10 protein-coding genes are annotated in these 13575 nt (G+C 56.7%); 5 read left to right on the forward strand and 5 right to left on the reverse strand.

The genetic code is table 11. The annotated features are described in order from the left end of the window. Positions 1-139: 139 nt before the first annotated feature. From ppc to gldA, 4 genes are all read left to right on the forward strand, one after another. On the forward strand, positions 140-2791 hold the full coding sequence (ppc, locus tag QRN24_RS09150; RefSeq protein WP_047954821.1) for a phosphoenolpyruvate carboxylase: 2652 nt from the start codon (positions 140-142) through the stop codon (positions 2789-2791). A 63-nt stretch (positions 2792-2854) separates the two neighbouring features. Next, positions 2855-3619, forward strand: a complete 765-nt coding sequence (locus QRN24_RS09155; RefSeq protein ID WP_040018280.1) for a helix-turn-helix transcriptional regulator — start codon at positions 2855-2857, stop codon at positions 3617-3619. A 128-nt stretch (positions 3620-3747) separates the two neighbouring features. Then, positions 3748-4410, forward strand: a complete 663-nt coding sequence (fsa, locus tag QRN24_RS09160; RefSeq protein ID WP_284942641.1) for a fructose-6-phosphate aldolase — start codon at positions 3748-3750, stop codon at positions 4408-4410. Positions 4411-4422: 12 nt separating this feature from the next. Beyond that, positions 4423-5526: a bifunctional L-1,2-propanediol dehydrogenase/glycerol dehydrogenase gene (gene gldA, locus QRN24_RS09165; RefSeq protein WP_284942642.1), complete on the forward strand. Its 1104-nt coding sequence runs from the start codon at positions 4423-4425 to the stop codon at positions 5524-5526. Between the two features lie 49 nt (positions 5527-5575). Here the strand turns inward: gldA and katG are convergent, their stop codons facing one another. The 4 genes from katG to metB form a co-directional block, all read right to left on the reverse strand. Next, positions 5576-7756, reverse strand: coding sequence for a catalase/peroxidase HPI (gene katG / locus QRN24_RS09170; RefSeq protein WP_020883946.1), 2181 nt, complete (start codon positions 7754-7756; stop codon positions 5576-5578). Positions 7757-7965: 209 nt separating this feature from the next. Next, a complete protein-coding gene (gene metF, locus QRN24_RS09175; protein ID WP_014172187.1) occupies positions 7966-8856 on the reverse strand; it encodes a methylenetetrahydrofolate reductase in 891 nt (296 codons plus the stop codon). 226 nt (positions 8857-9082) lie between these two features. After that, positions 9083-11515 (reverse strand): bifunctional aspartate kinase/homoserine dehydrogenase II, encoded by a 2433-nt coding sequence (locus tag QRN24_RS09180; protein ID WP_020883947.1) that lies wholly within the window; start codon positions 11513-11515, stop codon positions 9083-9085. Positions 11516-11517: 2 nt separating this feature from the next. Beyond that, positions 11518-12678, reverse strand: a complete 1161-nt coding sequence (gene metB / locus QRN24_RS09185; RefSeq protein WP_284942643.1) for a cystathionine gamma-synthase — start codon at positions 12676-12678, stop codon at positions 11518-11520. A gap of 276 nt (positions 12679-12954) precedes the next feature. Between metB and metJ the strand changes: the two genes are divergently transcribed. After that, the gene (gene metJ, locus QRN24_RS09190) at positions 12955-13272 is read left to right on the forward strand and encodes a met regulon transcriptional regulator MetJ (RefSeq protein ID WP_007369220.1); all 318 of its coding nucleotides are present in this window, start codon (positions 12955-12957) and stop codon (positions 13270-13272) included. 48 nt (positions 13273-13320) lie between these two features. Here the strand turns inward: metJ and rpmE are convergent, their stop codons facing one another. Then, complete coding sequence (rpmE, locus tag QRN24_RS09195; protein ID WP_003862040.1) at positions 13321-13533, reverse strand: 50S ribosomal protein L31; 213 nt, start codon at positions 13531-13533, stop codon at positions 13321-13323. Between the last annotated feature and the right edge of the window lie 42 nt (positions 13534-13575).

Genomic DNA, 13575 nt, shown 5'->3' on the forward strand with positions numbered 1-13575 from the left:
CATTTATTCGTTTGCTGAACCGTTTTCGCAGCAATTGACGACGGGGGTTTTACGTGGCTTTATAAAGGGAGATGACAAAATATTGTCCAAAAGATTTTCGATTGGGCATAAACAAAAATGATGGGGTGACTGGGTTTTTATGAACGAACAATATTCCGCGTTGCGTAGTAATGTCAGTATGCTCGGCAAAGTGCTTGGAGATACCATCAAAGATGCGTTGGGGGAAAACATCCTCGACCGCGTTGAAACCATCCGCAAGCTGTCAAAATCTTCCCGTGCAGGTAACGAGGCCAGTCGTCAGGAGCTGCTCACCACCTTGCAGAACCTTTCTAACGATGAGCTGCTGCCCGTTGCCCGCGCCTTCAGCCAGTTTCTGAACCTGGCAAACACCGCTGAGCAATACCACAGCATTTCGCCGAATGGCGAAGCTGCCAGCAACCCGGAAGTCATTGCCCGTACGCTTCGTAAACTGAAAGACCAGCCAGACCTCAACGAAGACATCATCAAAAAAGCGGTGGAGTCCCTTTCGCTGGAGCTGGTTCTGACCGCTCACCCAACCGAAATCACTCGCCGCACCCTGATCCACAAAATGGTGGAAGTGAACAACTGCCTCAAGCAGCTGGATAACAAAGACATTGCTGACTACGAGCGCAACCAGCTGATGCGCCGTCTGCGCCAGCTGATTGCCCAGTCCTGGCACACCGATGAAATTCGTAAGCATCGTCCAAGCCCGGTCGACGAAGCCAAATGGGGCTTTGCAGTGGTGGAAAATAGCCTGTGGGAAGGGGTGCCGAACTACCTGCGTGAGCTGAACGAGCAGCTGGAAGCGAATCTGGATTACCGCCTGCCGGTCGATTTTGTGCCGGTGCGTTTCACCTCCTGGATGGGCGGCGACCGTGACGGCAACCCGAACGTCACCGCGGAAATTACCCGCCACGTGCTCCTGTTGAGCCGCTGGAAAGCAACCGACCTGTTCCTGAAAGATATTCAGGTATTGATCTCCGAGCTGTCGATGGTAGAGGCCACGCCTGAACTGCGCGCGCTGGCCGGCGAAGAAGGTGCCAGCGAGCCGTATCGTTTCCTGATGAAAAAACTGCGTGGCCAACTGATGGCGACGCAGGCCTGGCTGGAAGCGCGTCTGAAAGGCCAGCGCCTGCCAAAGCCGGAAGGCCTGCTGAGCCAGAACGAGCAGCTCTGGGAGCCGCTGTATGCCTGCTATAAATCACTGCAGGCCTGCGGAATGGGCATCATCGCGAATGGCGAATTGCTCGACACCCTGCGCCGCGTGAAGTGTTTCGGCGTGCCGCTGGTGCGTATTGACGTCCGTCAGGAAAGCACCCGTCATACCGAAGCGCTGGGCGAACTGACCCGCTATCTCGGCATCGGCGACTATGAAAGCTGGTCTGAAGCGGACAAACAAGCCTTCCTGATCCGCGAACTGAACTCCAAGCGCCCCCTGCTGCCACGTAACTGGGAGCCAAGCAACGAAACCCGCGAGGTGCTCAACACCTGTAAAGCGATCGTTGATGCGCCGAAAGGATCGGTGGCTGCCTATGTGATCTCCATGGCGAAAACGCCGTCTGACGTGCTGGGTGTTCACCTTCTGCTCAAAGAAGCCGGTATCGACTATGCCCTTCCGGTTGCACCGCTGTTTGAAACCCTTGATGACCTGAACAACGCCAACGACGTCATGACGCAGCTGCTGAACATCGACTGGTACCGCGGCTTTATTCAGGGCAAACAGATGGTGATGATTGGCTATTCCGACTCCGCAAAAGACGCGGGCGTCATGGCGGCATCCTGGGCGCAGTATCAGGCACAGGACGCGTTGATCAAGACCTGTGAAAAAGCAGGCATCGAACTGACGCTGTTCCACGGACGCGGTGGCTCGATTGGCCGTGGTGGTGCGCCAGCGCATGCGGCACTGCTGTCACAACCGCCGGGAAGCCTGAAAGGCGGCCTGCGCGTGACCGAACAGGGCGAGATGATCCGCTTCAAGTACGGCCTGCCGGAAGTGACCATCAGCAGCCTGTCGCTCTACACCAGTGCGATTCTGGAAGCGAACCTGCTGCCACCGCCAGAGCCGAAAGAGTCCTGGTGCCATATCATGGACGAGCTGTCAGATATCTCCTGCGATCTGTACCGCGGCTACGTGCGTGAAAACAAAGATTTTGTGCCTTACTTCCGTTCAGCTACCCCTGAGCAGGAGCTGGGTAAACTGCCGCTGGGTTCACGTCCGGCTAAGCGCCGACCGACCGGTGGTGTAGAGTCTCTGCGTGCCATCCCGTGGATCTTCGCCTGGACCCAGAACCGTCTGATGCTGCCCGCCTGGCTGGGCGCAGGCGCGGCGCTGCAGAAAGTGGTGGAAGATGGCAAACAGAACGAACTGGAAACCATGTGCCGCGACTGGCCGTTCTTCTCCACCCGTCTGGGTATGCTGGAGATGGTCTTCTCGAAAGCAGACCTGTGGCTGGCGGAATACTACGATCAGCGTCTGGTGAAGCCTGAGCTGTGGACGCTGGGTAAAGAGCTGCGCGAACTGCTGGAAGGCGACATCAAAGTGGTGCTGGATATTGCTAACGACTCGCACCTGATGGCGGATCTGCCGTGGATTGCCGAGTCCATCCAGCTGCGTAATATCTACACCGACCCCCTCAACGTCCTGCAGGCGGAGCTGCTGCACCGTTCACGTCTGGCGGAAGAGGAAGGTAAAGAGCCGGATCCACGCGTCGAACAGGCGTTGATGGTGACGATTGCAGGCGTTGCGGCAGGTATGCGTAACACAGGCTAATCCATTGGCTTCATACAGGCCCGGCAGCGCTAACGCTGCCGGGCGATATCCGGTATTCACGCCATGCACCACGACATCAGCACCCTTCTGACCGACCTCATTAATGGCACCGTAGCGCTACGTGACGTACGGTTTGTCGCCCCACCCGACCCACACTCCCGCACAACGCCTTGCCTGGTCATTAACCTCGATAATGCCTGCGAAGCGTGGTTTTCTTCCTCTGCGGAGGGGTTGCTTCATACCGGACACGCGCTCAGCATCAGCTTCGGTAAACAGCAGCTGTCGCTTCGTCTTTATCGGGATAACGTGCTTATACAGCACCAGCAGGTTGCCCGGCGCGGCCCCCGAACCGGAGCGTTTCTCCTGCAAACGCTGGCCGAACTGCAGATGCAGCCTGATGAACAGGAAACGGCCAGACTGGTGGTACTGAGTATGCTCAGCCACTGTCGCGATCTTCTTGGCAGCGACATTCATACTGACAGCCGCAGTCGTGCTTTGTTTGAAGCCATCCGGCGCTATCTCGATGAACATCACGCCTCACCGCTGACCCGCGATTCCGTGGCGCGGGCGTTTTATATTTCACCCAACTACCTTTCACATCTGTTTCAGAAGACCGGGAACGTGGGGTTCAATGAATACCTGACCCAAACGCGTCTGGAACACGCGCGCCAGTTGCTCAAGGGTTATGATCTAAAAATCAAAGACATTGCCGCCCGCTGCGGCTTTACAGACAGCAACTACTTCTGTCGCCTCTTTCGTAAACATACCGAACGCTCCCCTTCCGAGTACCGCCGCCAGTATCACAGCCAGCTGACTGCCAAAAACTAGCATTGTGATCGCCCTCTCACTTCACTAAGCACATTACATTTGTCCAGTATTTGGCAAAATTGACCTGTATCCCCGACCAGCAGCCCCACCTTATCCTTAAGTTAACCTTTCTGACTTAAGGAAAAATAATGGAACTGTATCTGGATACCGCCAACGTGGCAGAGGTTGAGCGCCTGGCGCGCATTTTTCCGATTGCCGGCGTCACCACCAACCCGAGCATTGTAGCTGCCAGCGGCGAAACCCTCTGGAACGTACTGCCGCGTCTGCAAAACGCCATCGGGCCACAGGGTACGCTGTTTGCCCAGACCATGAGCCGTGAAGCCGAAGGGATGGTGGCAGAAGCCAAACGCCTGAGTAACGCTATTCCTGGCATCGTGGTGAAAATCCCGGTGACCGCACAGGGCCTTATGGCGATAAAAATGCTGAAAAAAGAGGGCATTACCACGTTAGGCACGGCCGTTTACAGCGCCGCCCAGGGTTTACTGGCCGCGCTGGCGGGAGCGAAATATGTCGCACCGTATGTTAACCGCGTCGACGCTCAGGGCGGGGACGGCATTCGTATGGTACAGGAGCTGCAATCCCTGCTCGAACGCCACGCCCCAGAAAGCAGCGTGCTGGCCGCCAGCTTCAAAACACCACGTCAGGCGCTGGACTGCCTGCTCGCCGGATGTGAAGCAATCACGCTTCCTTTAGATGTAGCGCAACAAATGCTCGGCACCCCGGCGGTAGAGTCAGCCATAGAGAAGTTTGAGCACGACTGGAAAAACGCGTTTGGTAACCTCAACCTCTAAGGGAGATCTGTTATGGACCGTATCATTCAATCGCCGGGGAAATATATCCAGGGCGCTGATGTTCTCACCCGTCTCGGCGACTATCTGAAACCACTGGCAACACGCTGGCTGGTTGTGGGTGATAAGTTTGTGCTGGGTTTTGCACAAGAGACCTTGCTTGAGAGTTTCAAAAAAGCGGAAATTTATGCTGAAATCGCGCCCTTCGGTGGCGAATGTTCGCAAAATGAAATCGATCGCCTGAAAAAACGGGCCGACGGCGCCGACTGTATGGCGGTGCTCGGTATCGGCGGCGGGAAAACGCTGGATACCGCCAAAGCGCTGGCGCATTTTATGGACGTGCCCGTTGCCATCGCCCCGACTATCGCCTCCACCGACGCCCCGTGCAGCGCCCTTTCCGTCATTTATACCGACAGCGGTGAATTCGATCGCTACCTGATGCTGCCGCATAACCCGAACATGGTGATTGTCGACACCCGGGTGGTAGCTGGCGCTCCGCCGCGTCTGCTGGCCGCCGGGATAGGCGATGCCCTTGCCACCTGGTTTGAAGCGCGCGCCTGTTCCCGTAGTGGCGCGATCACCATGGCGGGCGGAAAATGTACCCAGGCTGCGCTAGCCCTCGCCGAGCTGTGCTACAACACGTTAATTGAAGAGGGTGAGAAAGCGATGCTCGCGGCCGGGCAGCACGTGGTCACACCGGCGCTGGAGCGCATCATTGAAGCCAATACCTATCTGAGCGGCGTTGGATTTGAAAGCGGTGGACTGGCGGCCGCACACGCCATTCACAACGGAATGACCGCCGTGCCGGAGGCACATTCGTTCTATCACGGTGAAAAAGTGGCGTTTGGGACGCTGACGCAACTGGTGCTGGAAAATGCCCCGGTAGAGGAAATTGAAACCGTCGCGGCGCTGTGTCACAGCGTAGGTTTGCCCATCACGCTAGCAGAACTGAACATTAAAGAGGATATTCCGCTTAAAATGCGGCTGATTGCCGAGGCTGCCTGCGCAGAGGGTGAAACCATTCACAACATGCCAGGCGGGGTGTCAACGGATCAGGTTTACGCGGCGCTGCTGGTGGCCGATCAGTACGGGCAACAGTTCCTGCGGGAGTGGGCGTAACCGGTATTGCCGGATGGTAAAAAAATCCCCGCCGAAGCGGGGATTGTTTTTACTGCAGATCAAACCGATCCAAATCCATCACCTTCGCCCAAGCGGCAACAAAGTCGCGGACGAATTTCTCATGGGCGTCGCTGCTGGCGTAAACCTCGGCCAGCGCGCGCAGCACGGCGTTCGAACCGAATACCAGATCGGCACGCGTGGCGGTGTATTTCACTTCACCGCTGGCGCGATCGCTGCCGGCAAACAGCTCGTTTGATTCATCGGTCGCTTTCCACTGGGTATTCATGTCCAGCAGGTTCACGAAGAAATCGTTACTCAGCACGCCTTCACGATGGGTGAACACGCCGTTCTGACTGCCATCGAAGTTCGCCCCCAGTACGCGCAGACCGCCAATCAGCACCGTCAGTTCTGGTGCAGTGAGCGTCAGCTGCTGGGCCTTATCAATCAACAGAGACTCGGTAGTGGAGGCATCAACCTGTGCACGGTAGTTACGGAAGCCATCGGCAATCGGTTCGAGCAGGTTAAACATCTCGATATCCGTTTGATCCTGACGCGCATCAACGCGGCCCGGCGTGAACGGTACATTGACGTAAACGCCGGCCTCTTTCGCCGCCTGTTCAACACCCACCACACCTGCCAGCACGATGATATCGGCCAGTGACGCTTTGTTGGTGGTACGCTGAATAGCTTCCAGGGCGGGTAACGCGCGAACCGCTGCGGCGTTAACTTCCCAGTCGCGCTGGGGTGCCAGTGCCAGACGCGCACCGTTGGCGCCGCCACGCTTATCGCCACCGCGGAAGGTCGATGCAGACGCCCAGGCAACGGAAACCAGGTCGCTCACGGACAGACCCGAGGCAATGATTTCCGCTTTCAGACTCTCGATGTCCTCATTGGTCGGGTTGAACACCGCCTGCGGCAGTGGATCCTGCCAGATGAGATCTTCTTTCGGCACTTCCGGACCAATGTAACGCGCTTTTGGCCCCATATCACGGTGGGTCAGCTTGAACCACGCGCGGGCAAAGGCTTCGTTAAAGGCCTGCGGATCGTTCAGGAAGCGGCGGGAGATTTTCTCGAACTCGGGGTCAAAACGCAGCGTCAGATCGGTGACCAGCATCGTCGGTTTGCGCTTTTTCGACGGGTCGAACGGATCAGGCATAATGTCTGGTGCATCCACGGCTTCGAACTGAATCGCACCCGCCGGGCTGCGGGTCTGCACCCACTCGTATTTGAACAGGTTCTCGAAGAAGTAGTTACTCCACTGGGTCGGCGTTTGTGACCAGATGACTTCCAGCCCGGAGGTGATCGCATCTGCGCCAACGCCGGTACCGTGCGTACTGGTCCAGCCCAGACCCTGCGCTTCAATTGGCGCGGCTTCCGGGTCGGCGCCGACATGGGTCGCCTCACCTGCACCGTGGGTTTTACCGAGGGTATGACCGCCTGCAATCAACGCAACGGTCTCTTCGTCGTTCATCCCCATGTTGCCAAAGGTGGCACGGATCGCCGCGGCCGCTGACAGCGGTTCACCGCTGGCGTTTGGCCCTTCCGGGTTAACGTAAATCAGCCCCATTTCGGTGGCTGCCAGTGGGCGCTTCGCCAGTGCTTCCGGGTCACGGTGGGTGAGCCAGGCTTTTTCATCACCCCAGTTCACGTCCATATCCGGTTCCCAGACATCTTCACGCCCGGCCCCAAAACCAAAGGTACGGAAGCCAGAGTTCTCCAGCGCCACGTTACCGGCAAGGATGAAGAGGTCAGCCCAGGAAATTTTTTGACCGTATTTTTGCTTGATAGGCCACAGGAGACGGCGCGCTTTATCCAGACTTACGTTATCTGGCCAGGAGTTCAGGGGGGCAAAGCGCTGTTGACCGCGCCCTGCGCCACCGCGACCGTCAACGGAGCGATAGGTACCTGCGCCGTGCCAGGCCATACGGATAAACAGGCCCGCATAGCTGCCCCAGTCGGCTGGCCACCACGGCTGAGAGTCGGTCAGAAGTGCTTTGAGATCGCCCTTGAGCGCTGAGTAATCAAGTTTGCTGAATTCTTTGCGGTAGTCAAAGTCTTCACCCAGAGGGTTAGAACGGTTGGAATGTTGATTAAGAAGATCGACGCGGAGTTGTTTTGGCCACCAGTCGCGGCTGCCTGTGCCTGCCCCCGCGCTGTGATCGACGCTGCCCTGATGGAACGGGCACTTGCCGATTGATGCCGCATTATTGCTGTCGTCTGACGTGCTCATCGCTATGCTCCCTTTTACAGTGTTACGGTTACGATATACGCCCTTGTTGATAAGGTATAGTTGAGATAACCCACAGATTCGATAGTTAATTCCGTTTAATTTCCCATTGAAAGTATGTGCGTTCTGTACGTCAAAGGCAGCATTGCTGATATGGCGGGTAAATAAAACCCTTATAAATCAAAAAACCCTCCGAAGAGGGCTTCTATTTGTTATGCGCCAGGCCGAACACCCAGCGTATGGCAAATGGCGTAACTCATTTCCGCGCGGTTGAGCGTATAGAAGTGGAAATCCTTCACCCCTTCACGACTCAAGATCTTCACCATGTCCATCGCGATGTTTGCGCCCACCAGCTTGCGTGTTTCCGGGTCATCGTCCAGCCCTTCGTACATTTTAGACATCCAGTGTGGAATGCGCACATTGGTCATATCGGCAAATTTCTTCGCCTGTTTGAAGTTAGAGACCGGCAAAATTCCCGGGATAATTTCGACGTCGATGCCCGCGGACACACAGCGGTCACGAAAGCGCAGGTAGCTTTCCACATCAAAGAAGAACTGGGTAATGGCGCGGTTCGCACCGGCGTCCACTTTACGCTTCAGGTTAAGCAGATCCGCCTGGGCGCTTTTCGCTTCCGGGTGAACTTCAGGATAAGCAGCAACGGAAATGTCGAAGTCTGCGACCTCTTTCAGCAGCGCGACCAGATCGGTGGCGTACATGTCCGGTTTACCGCTCCCCGGCGGCAGGTCACCGCGCAGGGCGACGATATGGCGAATACCGTTGTTCCAGTAGTCCTGGGCAATGGCACGCAGCTCATCGCGCGTCGCGTCGATACAGGTCAGGTGCGGAGCCGCTTCCAGACCCGTACGGTCCTTAATGCCTTTAATGATGCTGTGCGTACGGTCACGCTCACCGGAGTTGGCACCGTAGGTGACGGAGACAAACTTCGGTTTCAGGCTGCTCAGGCGATCGATAGAGCTCCAGAGGGTTTGCTCCATTTCACTGGTGCGCGGCGGGAAAAATTCAAAAGAGACGTTAATCTGACCATTTACTTCGGCCAGGCTCTGATTCAGGGCTTCCCGCTGGTTGGCGTGAAAAAAGCTCATACCTTACCTCATCAATCGCGTGTCATTGTGTGTTGTGTTTCGAACTTCTATACGTTTAGACGTCCAGATGTAAAAATGACGGAAAAGCGGAGGGACGTCAACAGAAATAATCGCCAGGAATGGTGAGGAATGCTCAGGGAAGATGAAGGGAGTTCATGATGGCGGGTGAGTGCGGTCTGATGCCCTCACCCTGTCCCTCTCCCACCGGGAGAGGGAACAAGAAAGATTACAGCAGTTTAGCCAGACGGTTGATGTCGGACTGGATAGCCCCGGCGGTCACATCGCGCCCCGCACCCGGGCCACGGATCACCAGTGGGTTATCACGGTACCAGCGGCTTTCAATGGCGAAAACATTATCGCACGGCAGCAGTGCCGCCAGCGGATGTTCAGGACGAACCGCCTCGACACCCACACGTGCTTTTCCGTTCGCTTCGAAACGCGCCACGTAGCGCAGCACCAGCCCCATCTCGTTTGCCGCTTCCAGACGTTGCACCATCTGCTCGTTCAGCTCTTCGCCGTTCTCGAAGAAGTGGTCGACAGAGTCGTCCTCACAGCCAGCAGGCACCAGCGACTCAACGCGGACGGCATCAGGTTCGATGTCATAACCGGCTTCGCGCGCCAGGATCACCAGCTTACGCATAACGTCTTTACCGGAGAGGTCAACGCGCGGGTCAGGTTCCGTTAAGCCCTGCTGCCATGCCTGATCCACCAGGTCAGTGAACGGCACGGTGCCATCAAACTGCAGGAACAGCCAGGAGAGCGTACCGGAGAAGATGCCACTCAGCGCCAGAATGCTGTCGCCGCTTTCAATCAAATCACGCACGGTATGGTTAACCGGCAAGCCAGCGCCCACCGTGGCGTTATACAGCCAGTGACGGCCTGTCTTTTCAAACGCGTCGTGGATTTGACGGTACTTGTCCGTGCTGCTCGCCCCCGCCAGCTTATTGGCGCTAATAACATGGAAACCGTGGCTGGCGAAATCAAGATACTGATCGGCAAGCTGTTCACTGGCGGTCACGTCCAGCACCACCAGATCGTCATACGGATGTGCGCGCATCCAGAGGAACAGCGACTCTTCGTCCTGTTCAACCGCTTCATCGTTAAAGAAGGCCAGCGCCCGGCTGGCGTCCAGCCCTTCGTAGTTCAGCAGGCTGCGGCGGCTGTCCACCACGCCCGCGAGAATAAATTCAAACCCGGTACGCGCTGAGAGGGTCACCTGCTCGCGCGCGAACAGCTCCAGCCAGCGTGAGCCGATGTTTCCTTTACCAAACAGCACCAGTCCAATGCGTTTCTCCGCACGGAACAGAGAGGTATGCAGCCCCTGAATCAGACTCTCGGTGGGTCCTTTACGCAGTACGGCCACCAGGCTGATGCCCTCTTCCGACTGCCAGGTGAATTCAACCGGCTGGCCTTTCAGCTGCTGCCAGAAACGGTGGCAGTGCAGCGGGTTGCGGGTAACGCCCGCCCCCACCATCGCCACCAGCGCCAGACCCTGACGCAGGCGAAGCTCGCCCGGCAGGCCCGCTTCATCAAGAATTTTCAGGGCGCTGTCCGCCACTTCGGCGGTGTAGCAGAACTGCAGCAGCTGGCGATCGTTATGCACGCCAACGGCGAGCGGACGCACCTGGGCGCGTTTGAGGATCAGGTCGATGTCTTTGTGTGCCAGTTTGAAATCCTGGCCCGCCGGGACCTGGAACTCAATCAGGCAGATGTCGTCATGGCTGGTCACAATTCGCGCCCCCGTACCGGACGCCAGGACGCGTTCGATGCGGGTAGAGCCTTGATCCGGGGTGTAACTACAGCGCAGCTGCAGGTCGATGTCGCTCCCGGAAACCGGCTGTAGCGTACGCGCATGCAGAACCGGTGCCGCCAGGCGTGCCAGCTCGCTGGCCTCGTCCAGACGCAGCAGCGGCAGCAGGCAGGCATCTTTCACTTTACGCGGGTCAGCACTGTAGACACCGGCCACGTCGCTCCAGATGGTGACGCGGGAAACGCCTGCCAGCGCACCAATTTGCGTCGCTGAGTAGTCAGAGCCGTTACGTCCCAGCAGCACGGTTTCACCGGCACTGCTGCGGCTGATAAAGCCGGTCACCACAATACGTTTGCCCGGATGCTGAACCAGCAGTTGTTGCAGCAGCGGATATGACAAGCCTTCATCCACCTGTGGCTGAGCGGCGCGTTCGGCACGCAGGAAGTCGCGCGCGTCAAGCCAGGCCGCATCCACGCCCAGGTGTTGCAGCACGGCCGCCATCAGGCGCGCAGACCACACTTCACCGTGGCCGACCACCTCGGCATACACCGCGTCGGTAATACCGCTGTCCAGCAGGGCAGCCAGACGCTCAAGGTCATGCGTAAAGGCGCTAATCAACCCGTCCGCGACGTCCGCTGGCAGTAAGCCGGCAATCAGCTCACTCTGGTAACGACGTAAGGACTGTTGCACCTGATGCGCAGAGAGGCGATCGGTCTGACTCAGTTTGAGCCAGCTAATCAACTGGTTGGTGGTGCTGCCAGCCGCGGAGACAACCATCATGTCCCCCGGCTGCGAATACTCTGTCATGATCCCTGCGACACGCAGGTAACACTTCACATCAGCAAGACTACTACCACCAAACTTGTGCAGTTGACGACCCTTCGCCCCTGCCTGCGCTATCACACTCATGATTACCCCTTGGCTGCGACCCGGAAGCCATTTTCCAGATCGGCAATTAAATCTTCAGAATCTTCAATACCGGTCGAGATACGCAGCAGCGTCTCAGAAATACCGGCGGCGGCACGTGCTTCTGGTGCCATACCTGCGTGCGTCATGGTCGCGGCGTGGGAGATCAAGCTTTCAACCCCACCTAATGATTCCGCCAGCGTAAACAATGACAGCCCGCTCAGGAAGCGACGCAGCGTTTGCTCGTCACCGTCCAGTTCAAAACTTAACATCGCGCCAAATCCCTTTTGTTGACGCGCGGCAATCTCGTGCCCCTGGTTTTCCGGCAGCGACGGGTGATAGAGCTTTTTCACCAGCGGCTGGGTCTTCAGGAAATCGACAATCGCCTGAGCATTACGCTGCGCCACTTCCATGCGCGGCGACAGCGTGCGGATACCGCGCAACAACAGGTAGCTGTCGAAAGCGCTCGCAGTGACGCCAATGTTATTGGCCCACCATGCCAGTTCGGTGACAACGTCGGGATCTTTTGCAATCACCACGCCCGCTACCACATCAGAATGACCGTTCAGATATTTTGTGCATGAATGCAATACCAGATCGGCACCCAGCGCAAGCGGGTTCTGAAGGGCCGGACTGAGGAAGGTATTATCCACTACACTTATCGCTCCCGCATCCCTTGCGCGCTGACAAATTTTCGCAATATCGACGACGCGCAACAATGGATTGCTTGGACTTTCCACCAGCACCAGCTTCGGTTTCTCTGCCAGCGCCTGTTTCAGCGCCTGTTCGTCGTTTTGAGCGACAAACAGCACGCGGTAGCACCCGCGTTTTGCGAGGCTGTCAAACAGACGATAGCTACCACCGTAACAGTCGTGCGGTGCCACCAGCAGGTCGCCCGGCTTCAGAAATACCGTCGTCACCAGGTGAATCGCAGACATCCCGGTGTTGGTTAACACGGCGCCTGCTCCGCCTTCCAGCTCCGCCAGCGTGCGCTGGGTTACGTCACGCGTCGGATTGCCGCGACGGGAGTAGTCATGCGCACGGGGTTCATTAAAACCGGTAAAATTGTAAGTACTGGAAAGATGAATTGGCGGGACAACACAGCCGTACTGCTCGTCATCATTTAATCCGCTACGCACTGCGATGGTGGCCTGTTTACGCGTCATGGTGAAGGCTTCCTGGCTAAAAGAGGTGAAAAGTCAGGCACCAGAGTAAACACTGAAAGTATGGACGTCAATACATCTGGACATCTAAACTTCTTTGCGTATAGATTGAGCAATGCGCAAATAGCCGTTAAAATTATATGCTTTAGTGCACGCTGCAGCGGCAATATCCGTGCCACGGTATCGTCTCTACGGTAAACTACGCTGGATTACGGTCAAAACTGGCGATGACGGGTTTTGCACCTTTAGATTAATGACTGAGAGGATTAAAGGTATCTCATGGCTGAATGGAGCGGCGAATATATCAGCCCATACGCTGAGCACGGTAAGAAGAGTGAGCAAGTAAAGAAAATTACGGTTTCCATTCCTCTGAAGGTGTTGAAGATCCTCACCGATGAACGTACGCGTCGTCAGGTGAACAACCTGCGCCACGCAACCAACAGCGAACTGCTGTGCGAAGCGTTTCTGCATGCGTTTACCGGTCAACCGTTGCCAAACGATGAAGATCTGCGCAAAGAGCGTAGTGATGAAATTCCGGAAGAGGCGAAGGTGATCATGCGTGAACTGGGTATCGACCCGGATACGTGGGAATACTGAGAAGCGGATACAAAAAAGGCACCTTGCGGTGCCTTTTTTTCGGGAAACTTACTTAGCGCCCGGGATGCTGAAACGCTTGTTGAAGCGGTCAACACGGCCACCGGTTGCAACATCACGCTGCTTACCAGTGTAGAACGGGTGGCATTTGCCGCACACGTCCAGGTTCAGATCGTGACCCACGGTAGAGCGGATCTGGATAGAGTTACCGCAAGAACAGTTTGCAGTAATCATTTCGTATTTCGGGTGAATATCTTTTTTCATGGGAGAACCTCAGTTAAGGCCGCGTCGCTCTTCCAGCCCTAA

The sequence above is a fragment of the Enterobacter sp. MEB024 genome (assembly GCF_030209635.1).
GTDB lineage: Bacteria > Pseudomonadota > Gammaproteobacteria > Enterobacterales > Enterobacteriaceae > Enterobacter > Enterobacter ludwigii.